The organism is Rheinheimera sp. UJ51 (assembly GCF_020819615.1).
Lineage (GTDB): Bacteria > Pseudomonadota > Gammaproteobacteria > Enterobacterales > Alteromonadaceae > Alishewanella > Alishewanella maricola.
Map to the genome: position 1 here is coordinate 210451 of NZ_JAJHOG010000005.1, position 18363 is coordinate 228813.

11 protein-coding genes are annotated in these 18363 nt (G+C 45.4%); 3 read left to right on the plus strand and 8 right to left on the minus strand.

Going from position 1 to position 18363, the window contains the following annotated elements; translation table 11 throughout:
- Positions 1-20: 20 nt before the first annotated feature.
- The 3 genes from LMJ53_RS17000 to LMJ53_RS08760 all read right to left on the minus strand — a co-directional run bounded on the left by LMJ53_RS17000 (position 21) and on the right by LMJ53_RS08760 (position 6669).
- Positions 21-2045, minus strand: coding sequence for a glycoside hydrolase family 32 protein (locus LMJ53_RS17000; protein WP_267867480.1), 2025 nt, complete (start codon positions 2043-2045; stop codon positions 21-23).
- A gap of 243 nt (positions 2046-2288) precedes the next feature.
- The gene (locus LMJ53_RS08755; protein WP_229585702.1) at positions 2289-5027 is read right to left on the minus strand and encodes a TonB-dependent receptor domain-containing protein; all 2739 of its coding nucleotides are present in this window, start codon (positions 5025-5027) and stop codon (positions 2289-2291) included.
- 196 nt (positions 5028-5223) lie between these two features.
- Positions 5224-6669, minus strand: coding sequence for a glycoside hydrolase family 32 protein (locus LMJ53_RS08760; protein WP_229585703.1), 1446 nt, complete (start codon positions 6667-6669; stop codon positions 5224-5226).
- A 146-nt stretch (positions 6670-6815) separates the two neighbouring features.
- Between LMJ53_RS08760 and LMJ53_RS08765 the strand changes: the two genes are divergently transcribed.
- Positions 6816-7832, plus strand: coding sequence for a LacI family DNA-binding transcriptional regulator (locus tag LMJ53_RS08765; RefSeq protein ID WP_229585704.1), 1017 nt, complete (start codon positions 6816-6818; stop codon positions 7830-7832).
- Positions 7833-7847: 15 nt separating this feature from the next.
- On the plus strand, positions 7848-9089 hold the full coding sequence (locus LMJ53_RS08770) for an MFS transporter (protein WP_229585705.1): 1242 nt from the start codon (positions 7848-7850) through the stop codon (positions 9087-9089).
- Positions 9090-9192: 103 nt separating this feature from the next.
- Here LMJ53_RS08770 and LMJ53_RS08775 read toward each other — a convergent pair whose 3' ends face one another.
- From LMJ53_RS08775 to LMJ53_RS08790, 4 genes are all read right to left on the minus strand, one after another.
- Positions 9193-10743, minus strand: a complete 1551-nt coding sequence (locus LMJ53_RS08775; RefSeq protein WP_229585706.1) for a leucyl aminopeptidase family protein — start codon at positions 10741-10743, stop codon at positions 9193-9195.
- 306 nt (positions 10744-11049) lie between these two features.
- Entirely contained in the window at positions 11050-13053 is a 2004-nt protein-coding gene (locus LMJ53_RS08780; RefSeq protein WP_229585707.1) for a prolyl oligopeptidase family serine peptidase, read from the minus strand.
- A 237-nt stretch (positions 13054-13290) separates the two neighbouring features.
- Entirely contained in the window at positions 13291-13914 is a 624-nt protein-coding gene (locus LMJ53_RS08785; RefSeq protein WP_229585708.1) for a DUF2799 domain-containing protein, read from the minus strand.
- Between the two features lie 265 nt (positions 13915-14179).
- Positions 14180-15241, minus strand: coding sequence for a hypothetical protein (locus LMJ53_RS08790; RefSeq protein WP_229585709.1), 1062 nt, complete (start codon positions 15239-15241; stop codon positions 14180-14182).
- A gap of 574 nt (positions 15242-15815) precedes the next feature.
- On the opposite strand from LMJ53_RS08790, the gene LMJ53_RS08795 reads away from it, so the two are divergent.
- Positions 15816-16706 (plus strand): WYL domain-containing protein, encoded by an 891-nt coding sequence (locus LMJ53_RS08795; protein ID WP_229585710.1) that lies wholly within the window; start codon positions 15816-15818, stop codon positions 16704-16706.
- Between the two features lie 7 nt (positions 16707-16713).
- Here the strand turns inward: LMJ53_RS08795 and LMJ53_RS08800 are convergent, their stop codons facing one another.
- Positions 16714-18363, minus strand: coding sequence for a phosphoethanolamine transferase (locus tag LMJ53_RS08800; RefSeq protein ID WP_229585711.1), 1650 nt, complete (start codon positions 18361-18363; stop codon positions 16714-16716).

Consider the following 18363-nt stretch of genomic DNA (forward strand, 5'->3'; position numbering starts at 1 on the left):
CCTTCGCGTGATACTCACGCTTAATGAGTGTGCTTTTGCCATATGCTATCCACTGTTTGCACACTTAAAGACAGTGATGATTGCAACGAGGAATTAATCACCACTAATTCGCTATAGGCTGATGTTGGAAACACCTGTGAGGTTAAAACATACTCGCCCTCACCTATAAACACCTCTATCGCTGACGTATCTAACCATATTTCAGCAGCCCCCGAGCTAAGCTTAGTCGTCAGTGGCATCTTAATGATAGGGTTAAACTTTTCATTAGCAATTGCCAGCCCTGCCGCGCTGCGATCCAGCGTCACGCTCTGCTCTAAAGCGTTATACTCAAGGATGAGTTGCTCAGTGTTATTTTTAAAAATCAAGGTAAATGCGGCTTCGTTAGGGTGAGTAAAACCTAGCGTTATTTTCGCCCCCTGCGCTGTTGGCAGTGACACAGTGGTATCCTTTGCCGCTGCAATTGAAAATGGCCGCGCCTCTGAAACAAGTTGTTCTAACTGAGCAACTGGCTTTGAGGTCACTCTTAAACCTTGATTGGTTTCTAATAACCCCAGTTTGCGCGGCAGTGTCATGGCACCACGCCAAGGCTGAGTTGGCAGATCTCGGGCATAATCCCAATTACTCATCCAACCCATAAAAATAGGGTTGCTGGACACTTCAGCAGTATTTGCAAAGGTTACGCCGGCATAATTATCCGTGCCCCAATCTAACCACAATGCCTGCTCTTGTGCATTCTCGGCTGGTTTTTCAGACTGGGTAATCTCATCTACCATAATAAAGCCCCAAGGGCCTGAGCTAAGATCAAGAATACGCAGTTGTGCTGTTTTACCAAGCAGATCCGTCACCGACCAGCTGTGCACAATAAAATTGTTTGTGTGCAACCCACCAGCTTGTCGCATTACTTCACCGTCTATTAGCAATTGCACGGCAACCTTGTCGGGCTCATAACCACCCGCGACATAAAAATTAATATAGTTATTCGCTATGTTAAACGGGGCAGATAACAATTGGCCTTGTGGCAGATCGCCGGCGCTAAAGCTATTTGCCAAATAGTCGCCAACAAAACCGCTAACAGGCCATTGCCCTTTATGGTTCCCTTTTGTTGGCGTATCTAAAAATGCCTCACCGCTTACCGTCCATTGTGTAAAACCCTGTTCGAAGCCTTCTATCAGCTCACCGGCAGGAAAAACCGCAGGTTTAACGGCTAAGGTGGTGGCTTGCTCTGCATCTAAAATAAACGCCTGTCCATTCCAGTCCCCCACAAAGTATTGCGTTGCTGAGCCGCCGTTTGGCCCGCCAGGATTAATGCTAACCAGTAAGGCATAGCGATAATTATCGCTGCCATCTATCTTAAGTTTAATAAGATCAGGGCATTCCCAAACACCACCATGCACACCATGCTCTTGGCCAAAATCACTAACATGTTGCCAGTCTTTTAAATTTGGCGAAGTATAAAACCCAATATGATCTTTTTGTGCCAGCACCATTACCCACTGCTGGTGTTCATCATCCCACACCACTTTCGGATCACGAAAATCCAACATACCCGGGTTTGCTATTACTGGGTTGCCAGTGTATTTGGTCCAGGTTCGCCCTTTGTCTAAACTGTAAGCAATCGCCTGCGATTGATGGGCTATCACATAGTTACTGGCTAAAGCTTGATCATGATAAGTAAACATCGCCACAATAGGTGGGTTTTCAGCGCTACCAAAACCGGAGGTGTTGTGCCAATCTACCACGGCGCTTCCAGAAAATATCATGCCCTTTTCATCTGGTGCTAAGGCAATAGGTAGCTCTTGCCAATGCACTAAATCTTGACTGACTGCATGCCCCCAATACATTGGGCCCCAATTATTGCCATAAGGATGATATTGATAAAACAGGTGATACTCGCCTTGATAATAAAACATGCCATTGGGATCATTTAGCCAGTTTTGTTGCGGCGAAAAATGAAATTGTGGCCTGAACGGCTCGACATAGGTGCTGCTTTGTAAGCTACAAGCGTTAAGTAATAGCAGACTAAAAACGAACAACAATGGCTTCATTTGCGTTAATCCTTGTTAAATACCCTTGATCTTAGGTGTAGAGCATGGCACTTGAATAACAGCACTTTGTATCCTTAGGCTACCCGCGCTAACCTGTTTTGGCCAAACGCTTAAGCGACTTACATTTGGCAACCTGCACTGACTATCGATGGTCATGCAGTTTAAAAAAAGAAGGGAGCCTGCGCTCCCTCTCTTTCTTACTTTAACGGTAAAAGTCGTGTTTACACCGTTTTAGCGCTTAGCTTAAAAATCAATGCGCAGTGACGCTTTGATGGTGCGGCCAAGTAATGGACGCGCTACGCCGGTGTAATCACCATTTGCAAAACGTAAACCTTCTGTCACAGAACTTCCTTCAGTGAAAGAGTCTGCATCATTTAAGTTACTAATATGAAATTGGAATTCCATATCATTCGTGATTGCATACAGTAAGCCCGCGTTTATCTGGGTGTAACCTGGGTAAATAGTCACATTGGTATCGCCATCAGCAGCAAAACGCTCGCTGTAATGCAACACTTGGCCATATACGGTTAGCGGGATATCCGCAAAGTCATATGATGGACGTAGGTTAATTAACCACTGCGATTGACGACGAGGACGTCTGTCGGCACCGCTAGAGATGTCATACTGACGTAAGTCATTTACACCATCACCATTAGTGTCGGTTTCTAAAATAGCAGCACGAATAGCGTTATCTTGGCCTTGCTTCGGATCTTGCCACACAATACTGCCTTGCAGGGTCATACCGGTAAACCACTCTGGGCGGTAACTACCTTCAAACTCTAATCCTTTCGTTTTTAAGCTGGTGCGGAAACTATCACGAATTTTCGGACAGTTAGCGGGGGCAGGAACGGTGTTACAGGCTAAGCCCCCTGTACCTGTTGCAGAAAGGTCATCCAAAGTGGCACCCAATGATTCTTTAGCTGCAAAATCAATATAAAACCCGCTAAAGTTTAATTCATAGCCTTGGCCCGTAAAACGCACCCCACCCTCATACTGCTTGATATCTTCCACAAGATCACCACGAGCAACCTCACCGGTTGAAGGGTTGGTAGCCGGGCCGCCGAAGATATAATCTTCAAAGCCAGGTAATCTGAACGAATCCGCATAGCTTGCATAAGTAGTGATCTTATCTGTTAAACGGTAGTTAGCACCTACGGTCCAACCAAATGAATCATATTCTTCCGACGCAAAATTAGGTTTGCCGTCTGGCACATTCACAAAATTATCAGCCAGGGTATCGTTAGTTGAACCTACCACAACGTCGCTAGGTGTAAAATCGTTAGAACTATTGCCTGGATTAAAAGAGTTAGTAGTAACACGATCCACTTCTAAATCTTGGTAACGACCGCCAATGTCTAACTGCAAATCACCATCCAGCAAGGTGATGTGATCCAGCAGATATAAGGCATTGGTGCGCATGGTGGCATCTGCACCTAAACCCAAAATGGCTGGTTGCAGCACACCGTTATCGGTAATCGAAGGCCCCACTTGGTTATCATTAGCATCTACCGCATAAAGGTCAACTAATCTTGAGTTGCCGCCCACATCACTTAAGGCTGTAGCAAAAACAGATTGCACATTATAAGTGTAATGGCTGGTATAAACACCAAATGTCAGTTCATGTGACTGGTTGCTAAAGTCAAAAAAGCGACTTAATCGAATATCACTGACAAAGCTGGTCGCATCTACTTTACCGTAAACAGGGGTGTTATTGGCAATAACAGCTGGGGCTCTTGTGGCATTGCTTAAATCTGTGCCATTTACCGTATCAGTGTAAAAGGCTTTTACGCCTACCGCATTGGCATAAGAAGCACCAATGGCTCCATCAAAACTTTGAATACGGGCAAATTGCTCAGCTTCTAAGCTAGAACGTTCAAATAAGGGATCATTAAATAACGCATTAAAACCGTTAGTGCCGGTGGTAGAACGCATCGAGGCAGTTAAGCGCCAATCATTTTCAAAATCTTTAGTGATATTAAAGGTATACAAATTAAATTTTGGTGCTACGCCATCACTAATGTCTAAAGTAAGACGACTACCATCCGGGTTGTACAGTGTGTAGTAACTGGTTTGTGGTGAAACCGTATTGCCTTTACCAAAATCTACGCCTAAATTGTTGACACTTGACGGATCAATTTTAAACGGGTTATCCGGTGTTCCCACCCCCCGATTATTGGTAATAGAGTATGGGATGTTTTGATAAAAATTGGTTTTATCGTTAATGACATGTGCTTGTAACTTTACTTCTGTAGAGTTGTCATCACTGATATAAAGCAGGTTGCCTCGCAGTTGACCACCGCTGTTGCCGGTATAGCCTGGATCGCGAATACCATCCGCTACCCGATAATAACCACCAATAGCATAGGTTAAATTGTCATTGATTGGGCCAGCAGCAAAAAAGTCATTTCTAACATGGCCCCAATCACCTACTTCAATTTTATATGCGCCTTCAAAATCTTGGGTACCTGTTCGGGTAATATAATTCACCGCTGCGCCTAAGGCGTTAGAATATAACACCCCACCCGGGCCACCTTTTACCGCTTCAACATTGGTGGTCATCAGATCAGGTTTAATGAACACATCATTGTTCATAAAAGGCGCTTCTGGCTCTTCGTATGTCGGTAAGCCATCAATAAGATTGGGTACATAACGATAGCCGCCTGCTTGTGGTAAGCCTCGCACTAACACGTTGTTATGTGTTTCACCTGCTGTACCGCCTTCTGGGAAGAAACCTGGAATATTACCCAGTAATTCTGCAGCACCATGAGGAGCAAGCCTTTTCATCTCTTCTTCAGAGATAGTGTTAATGGAAAATGTCGCTTCCATTTTTTGCGTGTTTCTGGTTACACCGGTAACAATGATGGTTTCAATCTCAGCAGCTTCGCTTTCTTCGGCTTTATCGGCCTCTTGCGCGGACAATGCAGAAGCCTGCATGGCCAAAGCTGTTGAGATAGCTACAGCGACTAACGTTTTTTTATACATGTTGATGTTCCTTTCGTCGGCTAAGTTTTTATTGAGTGTTAAGCTCAATCACTGTCTGTTAGATGTTGAGTTTTTACTCAATCTATGTCTATCGATAGACATTACAGTTTTGACGTAATGCCTGTCAATAAATTTTTATTACGTATTGTAAGACCTTGTTTAGTACTTCTTAATATTTGTATTAATTTTCAATATTTTATAAAGCTAAATCGTCAATTTTTTTAATTTGTAAATTATTAATGTTAGCGGATTTTGAATTTGTGTTAATGGCTAATTGATTCAAACTGGCATTGGGGAATAACAGCATGGTAAAACAGCCTACATCAGCTACAAACAGCTCAAACGAACAGGTATCCATATAAAGTGCAATTTGCACTGGCTCGCCCTCGGTTAGGCTCAGCGGCATGCTGGCTTTTATTGCAAAGCCATTGTCTTGATAACCCGCTTGGGTGCGATCGGCAACAATCTGCTTATTCTGAAGATCGATGGTCACAATAAATTGTTCATTCAGATCATTGCTAAAACTAAGCGTTGTAACCGCACCGTTGTTTTCTAAAGCAAAATGCATTGAATACACGTCGGGTAAAGCAATGGCCTTGTGCTCATTTACAACATCAGCAACAGGCCAGTTAGAACTGGCAAAAGAAACCGCCGGTGTTGTGTCTAGCACATAGCCTTGTCCCTTTTGCGCCAGTTTAAGGGTGCGTGGCAATGTCATGGCGCCGCGCCAACTATTATCTGGCGTTTTGTTGGCGTACAACCAATTACTCATCCAGGCAATATAGGTGCGTTGCGTGTTAATTTGCGGGGTGTTATCCCACGTAATACCTGCATAACAGTCGGTACCGTAATCTAGCCAGCGCGTTTCGTTGTCAAGTGGTTTGAAATGCTGACCGTCGAAATGGCCAATAAAGTATTGCGTGGCCGAGCCACCATTGGGGCCGCCAGGATTGATACTGATCAGTAACACCCAAAGCTCCCTGCCGGTGTTACTGCAAGTTAATGGAAATAAATCTGGGCATTCCCACACACCACCATGAGCACCATAGCCTTGGCCAAACTCAGACACTTTTTGCCAGCTTCGTAAGTCAGACGAGCGGTAAAAATGCACACATTGCCCTGCGACAACCGCTTTAATCCATACCTGGTCTTGTGCAAACCACACCACTTTCGGATCTCTAAAATCTTTTAGTCCTGGATTAGGTAACACTGGGTTGTGTTCGTACATGGTAAAAGTGGCTCCCCCATCCAGAGAATATGCCATGCTTTGTACTTGTACTTCGGCTTTAGAATGCTGTGTAAAAGTAGCAATAATCGGTATTTCACCTTGCTTAGCAAAACCCGAAGCGTTGTGATGATCAACTACCGCGCCACCAGAAAAAATATAACCCAGACCATCCGGCTCTGCAAAAAGGGCTGTGGGTTTATGTTCCCAATGCATTAAATCCGTTGAGACTGCATGCCCCCAATGAATATTGCCCCACACAGTGTTATCAGGGTTTAATTGAAAGAAAAGATGGTAGGTATTATCAAAATAAAACAAGCCGTTAGGATCATTGACCCAGTGCCCATCTTTAAAGAAATGAAATTTTGGATGCCAAGTTGTGCGCTGATTACCGGTTTGCTCTGAAGTCTGCTGCATCTGTGCCTCTTAATAAAACAGAAAGTTTTACTTGATAAAATGTCTATCGTTAGTCATTATGAGCTCAAGCTATACCTAATTGTCAACAAAAATGTCTGAGGTGTGTGATAATAAAGGCCAGTGTTTAACAGAGAAACCGGATAATTATGTCTTCAATTAAAGATGTTGCAGAAAAAGCCAACGTGTCAGTAAAAACCGTTTCCAGAGTGCTCGGTGGCTTTGAAGGGGTGAGTGAAAAAACACGTTTAAAAGTTACTAAAGCCATGGAAGAGTTAGAGTTTTACCCTTCGGCGGCGGCACAGGCTTTACGTGGGCTTGAAAAAGGCGTGGTGTGTCTGATTACCGAAAACCTCACCACCACCCCGGACTCCTTCGACATTATCGCTGGTATTCAACATGAATGCGAAAAACATGGAAAGCTATTGATGATTGGTGAGACAGGCGGCAGTGCCAAAAGCTTTTCACGGTTAGTCGATGACTTTCGACGGCAACGGGCCGAAGCCATCATTTTTGCCACGGTTTCACACAAAGAGGTCAAAATTAAAGAGTCTTTTAATAAATGTCCGCTTATTTTAGTGAACTGTTATGAAAAAGTCTTACGACATCCCACCATTTTGCCTGATGACTATTTAGGTGCGTTTAAACTCACAGAGCAACTGATTAAAAACGGCCACAAGAATATTGCCTACTTAACCCTGTTTAATGATATGTCTGCCACCCCCTTGCGGGTAAAAGGCTTTAAAGATGCGCACCGAAACGCGGGCTTAACGGTAGATGACGCGCTGATCCGAGAAGGCGTGTGTATTAATAAAGACGACGAGTTTGCAGAGTTACCCGGTGTACTAAAAGACATTATGTCCCGATTAGAGCGTCCCACAGCCATTTGCTGTGGTAACGACAAAATGGCCATGCGGGTGTTTATGCTGATCCGTCAAATGGGTTACAAGATCCCCGAGACCATTTCTATTGTCGGTTACGACAACTACAAACTTATTGCTGAAAATTTATTACCAAAACTGACCACGGTGAGCCTGCCCTACTTCGATATGGGACAAACGGCCGCCAATATAGCCATAAACAAAGAACTTCAATCAAATATAAAAACATTAGAGATCAGCGGTCGATTGTTACTAAGAGACTCGCATGGCTCTGCCAGAAAATGACAAGGATAAAACAACATGACCGATATTATTGCAAAACGTAACTACTGGCTGCTCAGTGCCTGCATTTTAAGCTTTTTCTTAACTTGGTCATTTTGTTTTTCCATATACCCTATTTGGCTTAACCAAGCTATTGGTTTAAATGGCTCTGAAACCGGCTTGGTTTTTAGTATTAACGCTATCACCGCTCTCTTTGTTATGCCTTGCTACGGCTTTTTACAAGACAAACTTGGCCTACGCAAAAACCTCTTATGGTTTGTCGGTTTAATGTTGTTGTTAAGTGGGCCTTTTTTTATTTTTGTTTACACACCTTTGTTAATGCATTCTATTTATCTAGGTGCTTTAGTTGGCGGTTTCTATTGTTCTGCCACGTTTTTTGCCGGTGTCGGTGCCGTTGAAACCTATATCGAGCGTGTCGGCAGAACAACAGGCTTTGAGTTTGGTAAAGCCCGGATGTGGGGCTCTGTTGGCTGGGCTATAGCCACCTTTTTCACCGGCCAAATTTTTAATGTCTCTGTTTCGCTGAATTTTATTTTAGCCAGCTGTTGTGCGCTGATTTTTTTAAGCAGCCTGTTGTTTGTCAAAATTAGCGAAGACAGCGCCAAACAAATTGAAATTAATCAAAAAGCCAATGCACTGAGCTTACGCGATGCGCTGTTGTTATTTCAACAACGCAAGTTTTGGGCCTTTGCCATTTGGGTTATCGGCGTGTCTTGTGTGTATGGCGTGTATGATCAGCAGTTTGCAGTGTATTTTGCCGCGCAATTTGCCAGCCAAGCCGAAGGTAACGCCATGTACGGCTATTTGAACTCATTTCAAGTGTTTCTTGAAGCCGGCGGTATGTTTCTTGCGCCCTTTATTGTCAATAAAATTGGCGCCAAAAACGGGTTACTGCTCAGCGGCGCAATTATGGCTCTGCGCATTATTGGCTCAGGTTATGCCGCAGATCCTATTTCTATTTCAGCCATGAAATTACTGCATGCGGCTGAGCTACCTATTATGTTAATCGCCATTTTTAAATATATTACGGCAACCTTTGATGCCCGCTTATCTGCCACTATTTACATTGTGGGCTTTCAGTTTATGGGCCAAGTGGCGGCCAGTGGCTTATCCATTTTGGTGGGCATGCTTTACGATCAGATTGGTTTTGCTCAATCCTATAAAATTATAGGCTTGGTAGTAGCGTTCTTTGTTATTGTATCTATGTTTGTCCTAACCTCGGACAAACCCAAACCGATTAAAAATGCCGTTACCACCTAACGCCCGCTTAGCTTACTAAAGTAAGGTAAAGCCTTGTTTGCTGATACGAAAAAGCTAGGGTCCCCCTAGCTTTTTGCATGTGTGCACACTGAAAACGAAAACCTTAGTTACTGCTTTGCTGATACAACTTAACCCACTCTGTTAATAAACGTACACCATAGCCATTACTGCCTTCTGGGTGAATGCCTTTGGCGCTGCTATTAAAAGCATCGCCGGCCATATCAACATGTGCCCATGGCGTATCTGCGGCGAAGTGTTGTAGGAAGATGGCACCGGCTTGGGCACCGGGTGAGCCGGTATTGATCCTATCGGCAATACGGCTTTTGGTAATACCTTCATAGCCGTTAAGTGGCAATGGCCATACTCGCTCTTGCACTTTTTCGCCGGCTTCGCGTAGCGTTTGTTCAAGGGTAACGTTTTCAGTAAACACGGCCGAATAAGCCGTGCCTAAAGCGCCCACTTTGGCCCCGGTTAAGGTGGCCACATCAACAATTGCCCGCGCTTTTAAATGCTCACGCGCATACCAAATGCCATCGGCTAAAATTAAACGGCCTTCGGCATCGGTGCTACCAATCTCAATGGTGCTGCCATCACCGGCGGTCACCACATCACCCGGCAGCTGCGCATCACGCGAAATAATGTTAGTAGACAGTGGTGCTACCGCCACCACGTTCACCGCCGCTTTTTGCCCAGCGAGCGCTTGCACCGCGCCAACAACGGCGGCCGCACCGGCTTTGTCGGTATGCATGCGAATAATAGAAGAGGATGAGGTTTTTAAGTTATAACCGCCAGAGTCAAAGGTATTGCCTTTACCCACTAAGGCAACGGGTTGCCCGTCGGCGCCTTGCCAATGCGCAATTAATAAATGTGATTTTTTATCGCTACCTTGGCTAACGCCATACAGCGAGCCCATGCCTAATGCCTTGATTTGTTCTGGCCCTAAGATAGTCACCTTAACACCGAGCGGCTCTAATACCTGTTTGGCATAATTAGCAAAGGCTTCAGGATAACCGCTACTACCCGGTAAATTGGTCAGTTCCCGCGCGGTAAATACGCCTTGGGCTAGCGCATGCAGTTGCTGGTATTGTGCTTGGCTCGCTTTGACATCGGTAACTTGCAATGTGTATTGTTGCTCAGGCCGTGCATCCGGTTTCGATTTGAAGCGATCAAAGCGGTAATTACGCAGCTCCATACCATGCGCTAAAGCAGTACTGATGTGGGTATTCAGGGCGGTGTCGCTGATCAGCTGGCTATTGACTTGCACGCGTTTAGCCGAGGTGCTGTTAACATGCACGCCTAGCGTCGCACCCAACTCTTCGGCTTTTGCTCGGTTTAACTCTGCGGGGTTGCCGACACCGAGTAGCACTACTCGGCCAACATCTAACCCAACGGGTGCAACGACTTCCAGTTTGCTGCCACTTTTACCGGTAAACTCGGCGACTTGCATGGCGCGGTTGATGTGCGCGCGGCTGGCGCTGCTCCACTTAGTTATCGCCAAATCAGTGGTATTTTCAGGTACCAAAAGCACTAAGATGTCGGCCTGTTGCTGGCTTTGATTAAATTGCACCTGCGTGTTTAAAAACGGCTGTGGTGTGACTGCCGCGGCACTAAAACTAAAGAACGCGACTGCGCAGTAAAGTAGAGACTTTTTCATATTACTCCTCAAGTTTTCAATAAACATGTCACCAACGTCAGCACTGGCTAAACGGGGTTATGAATAATTAATTATCATACCCGTCATGGCTTGCGTACTTTTTAGCGATAAAACTGAGTATTTAACCGATAGTTAACGGCGATAGCGCCTTTGTAGCATCTGGCTATTTCGATGATTTAGCTGATGAAAACCGCTGTTTGCTGTTATGCTTAATAACAACGGGCTTGTCAGTGATGGTGCCTTGAGCAATAACGGCAGGTTGCTGCGTTTAGAACAGCGCAACCTGCATCAGATCATCGCTTTGTTTTAGGCTTTGGTTGGCTGATGATAACGTTCAAACCAGTCTAGAATGCGCTTTAAGCGCTCAACCAAATTTACCGGTGTCCCGCTTCGAGACAAACTGTGGCTCTCATCTTTAAACACCACCATTTCAACCGGTACTTGATTGGCTTTTAACGCATAAAACCACTCTTCGCCTTGGCCAATGGGCGTTATGTGATCGGCGGTGCTGTGAATAATCAAGGTGGGTGTCGTGACTTTATCGGCATGCTTTAACGGCGAGCGATCCCAATACAAGTCATAGTTTTCCCAAATGCTACCCGCAAATTCACGGCGCATCGAATTGGGCGGAAATTGCTGCGTACCCGCCTCCGAGATCCAGTTACTGACACTGCGCTGGGTAACCGCCGCTTTAAAACGGCTGGTTTGCGTAGTGATCCAGTTGGTTAAAAAACCGCCATGGCTGCCGCCGGTGATAAACAAGCGTGTTGCATCAAGCCAGTCGTGTTGCTGTAATACCGTATCCAGCACCGAAATATTATCGCGATAATCTACACCGCCATAATCGGCATGCACAGCATGTTGATGGGCAAAACCATAGCCGGTACTGCCGCGATAATTGGTAAAGACCACGGCATAACCTTTGGCAGCCATCATCTGAAATTCATGAAACCATTCGTCACCCCACATGCCACCGGGGCCACCTTTGATATTCAATACCAGTGGGTACGACTGCCCAGCTTGCCAACCAAGGGGTTTAATGAAAAAGCCCTGACTTTTGCCCTGCTCATGTTCAAACCAAAACGACTCTAATGGCTGTAGTGTTAACTCAGCCAATAACGCTTGATTAAACTGGGTTAATTGGCGCGGCGCATTGCTCTCTGTTTGAAACCAAATTTCGGGCAGGTTTAGCGCATCTTGCCACAGGTAGCTTAGCTGTTTGCCATTAGCAGAAAGGCTCACATTTGAAGCACTACCTTGTTCGCTTAAGCGAATTTGCGTTTTATCACGCCGTAAGTTGAGTTCAAAAAGAGGCCGAGCGCCTAAGTGATCCGCACTGAGTAAAATACGATCATTATTAAGCCATTGCATGCTACTGGCATTACGATCCCAATCAACTGCCACCTGCTTGTTAGTGCCATCGCGTAAAGTCAGCAACACTAACTGCTCTGGCGTAAAGTAATCGGCTTGATATTGATAGAGCAGTCGACGGCCATCGGGTGACCACTTAGGCGCGCTGGCATTACCAGGCAAGGTAGGCAGTTGCTTGGTAGAGCCATCGCTTAATTGATAAAGATATAACCCTTGCTGCATGCTGCCTTCCAGCGCATCCGCACTGCGATCTGAAGCAAATACAATCTGTTTGCCATCAGGTGAAAATGCTGCTGAATGATCATGCCAACGTGTGTCACCGGTGAGTTTTTTCAGTTTTTCGCTGTGCAGATCCAATAACCATAAGCCAGAGCGGCGTTCATTTAAATAGCCACCGCCATTGCGTTTATACAGCGCATCCGTAATCACCACCACATCGGCTTGAGCTTGCTCACTTTTGCTTTTTTCTGTGCTGGGATCCGTGACAGTCGGATCCACAGATAACGTCAATAACAGCTGCTTACCATCGGGTGACCATTTAACATCCCGAATACCGGCTTGTTTTAATGCGGTTACCGCTCGGGCTTCGCCGCCCGCCATCGGCAAGATATACAGCTGTTGCCCCGCTTCACGACCAGAGATAAAAGCCAACATGCTGCCATCAGGAGACCACACCGGGCTGCTATCGGCGTTACTAAAACTCAGTTGCCGTGGCGGGCTTTTGCCATCAGTCGCCACTAACCATAGGTTACTTAACCGCTCACGTTTATCGGCCGCAATGGTGGTGTGTACAAAGGCTACCTGCTTGCCATTGGGCGCTAATTGCGGCTCTGCCACAAACACAAAACGATAGTAGTCTTCTGGCTGCATGCCTCGGGTAGCGGCAAAGGCACCAAAACAACAACACAAGATGAAGTAGAGAACATAACGTAGCAACATAAGATCGACCTTTAGCTTAATGACGACAATCTTGATTGAAACGTAACCGCTAAAAATCTACAAGTGAAAACCGTTCAACGTGCCAATAATTACGTTTTATGTTAATTAAATCAGCAGGCTTTAGTGAACAAAGCCAAACCGCTTTACGCCAGTTGCCTGAGGCAATAGCGCTAAACGGTTTGTTTAGCAGAGAAGCATGGCGGGATAATGAAAAACCCAAGCTTTTCACGTGCTAGGTTATAAATAGTTTTTAAAACGCTGCTCAGCTTGGATATAGGCTTGCTCTGCGCTATAGGCTTGTTCTTCTAACCCCGGCAACGCATTAAGCGCTTCATTAATTTCATATTTATGCAGCTCAATTTCATTTAATAACTGTACTCGGTCATCACGCGTTAAGCCATCTGCTACCAGTAATTCAGTTTTATCAACGATTTCCTGCTCTAAATTCGCAATAACACGACGTTGCTTATCAATGCTCGAACGCGCTGAATTTAACGCTCGCTGCAATTCATACAAGGTTTTGCCATCCCGATAACCGAGCAAAAAGCCCTTTTCTAAGTCGGGCATACAGCTATTTTGATAATGACTGCCGCGTTTGCCTACAATAAAACCGTTACGCGTAGTGCAATAACGTTCTGAACCTTCACGATGACCCAGCCGATACGCTTTCAGTTGCGGTGTGACACCGTGCTCTGCACACTCTTGCCGGTAAGTGGCAATGGCGTTTTCTGCTTTACCATTAACGCCATCTTCAAAACCGATGGTGCGCCAATCTGCCGTAATACATTGCGATTTGTTCATGCCAGAACAGCCAGAAATGATAATGCTCAGCAGCAAAAGTGGCCATTTATTGTTATTCATTATCGTCTCGATATACTGATTACGCCTTGTAACTCATGCATTACAAAGCAATGATGCCGTATACGTTAACTGCTAACACGCTGTTTTGGCAAGTGAGGATCCTAAAGACACGGTCTTATCGCCGTGCCGTGACGTAACGCGCCGCTCTGCAGACAACATTTTTATCACCCGCCTGTTGCAGGCATATACCGTGTATGTAAAAAAGATTGGCCATTTTTCGTTGCTAACAGGCTGAAGTCTTTTTGGTGATGCTATCGCTCATGCTTTAGGCTGGCGCTGACATTTTGTTGGTTGGCACTGCATTATAGTTGTTCAGCAGCGCTTGCACCTCAGGTTTACTCGCGCCATAACTAACAATATTAACGGTTAAACCACTGTGTTTATATTGCTCTAGTGCAGCGCTGATCGCCTGGATAATCCACTTTGTCGGGTTACCAAAGGCGCCACCACCGAGTAGTGTTAAATACAGCGTTTTATTGCCTGTTGCTGCGGCGTTTACTACTGCTGCAGCCAGTGTTGCCTCGTAGGCGGCTTGCAATACTAAGGTGGCTAACGGCTGCCATAACGCTGTGCTGTGTTGGCTATATGCCACTGGCATAGCCGAGCAATACGCTTGTGACACGGCATGAAAACAGCCTTTAAGCGTAACTTGGGTATCGAGTTGCAAGCCAATTTTTATCCGGCCGCGTAATTGCGCCAATTCAGCGCTAGAGCAGGTTGTTAACGCCTGATTAATCAGTAATAGTTGTTGCTGAGTTGGTAATGCGTAACCATTTTTCATCAACCAAAGTGGCTGATCACTGCGCCCTGTGCTTGTTTTAATATGGCTAAGTAAAGCGTCAGCAAAGTCATCCAACATATCTAACTGGCGCTCAGCCGTTTGGCCTAGTTTACCCTGCACCGGCACAAAGTAGTTGCGATAAATCAGCCCAGCACCACAGGCCATAGCGCAGGCTGGGCCTTGGGTTTTATCAAATTGATAATTGGTAATACCGCTATCTGGGGTAATGGTCGGTGACACCATTTCTAACAAGTTAAATTGTGATGCAACTTGAAATAGCGCCCCTGCATTTTTCGGATCGGAATGTAAGGCTTGTGCATCTGCCACCACCTCGCGCAGATGCAGGTGTGATAACGGTTGCTGTGGCTGCTCTAACACAGCCGCTGCACGGGTATGTAACTCAGCTAAACTTGGCGTGATTAACGAGCCCACTTTGTAGCTTATACCATTCACCTTACTGCGTAGATAATCACCCTCTAGCTGCAGTAATTGTCTGATCTGGGCGGCGCCCTGCTCTTTAAAACCGGTTAACGCTGCAAACCACATACTTATCTCCCTAAAATGGCATCCCTGCCTCGTTATCCCTTGCTCATCCTGACCTGCTTTTGGCAGTCGCGCCGCGTTAACTACTGAGTCAACAGCGGCATACATCCTTGCGACAAACAGCATAACGCAACGTAAAAAAGCCGCCATACTGTGTAAGTATGCAGTGTCGCTTTTTCAGGCAGATCTCGTTTACCCTGCAAAAAAATATTAGGCCTTAACCTGGGTATGTTCTACTGTTTGATGAGCCGATAAACGGTTGAGTAAACTACCAAACCATGCTTAGCTTTTATCGCTTATTCGTTTCGCCAACCTGCGTGAAACCAACAGCCAAATTGAACATTTGGAAGGGCTTGTAAGGATAAAGTGATTTATGCAAGCAGCATAGGGGGTTTTGCTGATTTAGTGTATCTTGTTTACCAGTATTATTTTTGTTAAAACGCTTCGATTTAAATACCGACAGTGTTGTCACCGGGTTAGCGCAAGAACATGCCATTTTAAACGAGCATCGTTTAGCCTGGCCCATATAGTGGTGTCTGCTTTGCAGACAGATCAGTTGCATTTGAAAAGGACTTTTATGCTATCTAACGCTACTGCTGTATCAGCGCCCACCGAAAATTGGCCGCTACGTTGGGAATTACTGATGCGTTATCGGCTGATTGAAATTGTGGCGCAATGGGAAGGTCGGCTCACGACCAATCATTTGTGTAACAGTTTTGGTATCGCTCGCCAACAAGCGTCAAAAGACATTAATACTTATTTACGTGAAATCGCGCCAAACAATCTGGTGTATGACAGTAAGTTAAAAGGCTATAAACCTACTGCCGAATTTAGCCCGAAAGTTACACGTGGCCTCGCCGACGAGTATTTACATGCACTGGCCAGTTCACAAGATTTTTCGCATACCTTTACCCAACTTGATCTAGGCTTTACCCATACCGAAATACTCACGCCACCGCTGCGCCAGGTGAAACCCGAGATCTTACGTACTTTGGTGCAAGCGGCACGCGAGGGTAAAAAAATTGATATGGGTTATGTGTCGCTATCATCACCCGATGAAGAAAGCCGCATCATTGCGCCGCACACCTTGGTATGCACACCACTGCGCTGGCATGTGCGTGCTTATTGTGAGAAAAACCGGGATTATCGTGACTTTGTACTCAGTCGTTTTCGGGGCATTAATGGTGTTGAAGGTGATGCCAATATGCGCCGTGAGCAAGATCAGCGCTGGCAAAATACCGTCGATATCGTGCTGGTCCCTGACTCGCGTTTAAGCGCTTATCAGCAAAGTATTATCGCTGAAGATTACCATATGACCGCCGGTAAACGCATCATCACTGCTCGCTCAGCTTTAGTGCCTTATGTTGTCCAAGCGCTAAATCTGGATTTACATAAATTAGATGCCAGGCCCGAAGCGCAACAAATTATGGTCGCTAACCTGGCAGAGGTGCGTTTACACGCCTTTTAGCGTTGATTTACACACAGCCTTGAAACATATCTTTATCGCGCTGATACACCGCAGTTTGCACATTAAACATACCCAGCAAGCTATGAAATACATTATCGTGACTGTAAGGCTCAGTTTCTTTATCCCGCAAACAATTTGCGGTAAGTGTATGCGCAGTTGCATAATCGGGCGACATCCACCAAATCAGTGGCACATGTGTTTGTGCGTCGGGCGCCATAAAATAGGGTAACCCATGTAAATAGACGCCGCTCTCACCTAAAGACTCACCATGATCTGACACATAAAACAGCGCCGTTTGATAAGCGGTTTGTTGTTGTAAGCGGTCAATCAAATCGGCTAATAACTGGTCTGTGGCAACAATGCTGTTATCGTAAGCATTGATTATGCTGCTGGGATCGCACAGTTGTAATTGCTTATCGCCACATTCGGGTAAAAAATGCTTATCTTGCTCAGCACTTCGCTTAAAATACTCTGGGCCATGGCTACCGAGTTGATGTAAGACAATCAGCCGATCAGCGGTGATATGCTGCGCCAGTTGTGCTTCCACGGCAGGTACTAAAATGCGGTCGAGGCATTGACCATCGTGACACCATTGTGCCTGCTGCTGTTGAAATAACCATTCAGTGGCCACGCGATCACATACCCCTTTACAGCCTGAATTATTATCCAACCACGTTACCGCTACGCCACTGCGCTGCAAAATATCCAACACATTACTGCTGTTTTTAGCTATGCGTTCGTCATAGTGTTGTCTGCCCATATTCGAAAACATACAAGGTACCGAATGTGCCGTTGCTGTGCCGCAAGAACTCACTTGCAGAAAACTAAATACCGGTAATTGGCTTAATTTAGGGTTAGTGGCGCGCTGATAACCGTTTAATTGAAAATGATCAGCTCGGGCGGTTTCGCCTAACACCATAATAATTAACCGCGGTTTGCTTGGCCCAGCATAAGGCACGCGCACCGCATCTTGCCCAAGTAAAGTAAACTCTGTTGGAAATTGTTGTTGCAGCAAAGTATTACCCATGGATACCGCAGCAGACACCGTACTTAACGGTAATGCCATATGTTTAACTTCACGGTTATTGCGAAAAAAAGGCGCGAGCTGTGCATATTCCACCACCACGATACTGCTTAAAGCCAACATCATTAACACTAAACACAGCAGCCAATGCTTAAGCCATTGCATACGGGGCAATCGCCGTATTTTAATTAAGGCGCTGGCCAGAAGCGGAAACAACATAATAGTGATCACCTGCCAGTACAGGTTTAATGACAAGATCCCTTGTGCTTCGGCTGCATCGGTTTCGATAGCATTTTGTAACATGGCTTTATCGATAACGATGCCAAAATTATCGATAAAGTAAAGACTGATGGCCCCTAAAGCAAACAGAGCGATTGAAATAGGCTTTTGTAATCGATTAACACTCAACAAAACCAATAACAACAAATTAAGTAACAGCAACATACTAAGTAAAAATGCTTGTAACAGATATTGGCCTGGCACCTTGGCTTGTAATGCGGATAAAAAAGGCGCGTTTAACAGTAAGGTCATGCCCATGGCCATTAATACGGCAAACCATAACGGATGCCAAGCATGTTGTAGTGCCCGTAAACTAAAAGTTGTATGATTTATCGTTAATGCCGCTTCAGCCAT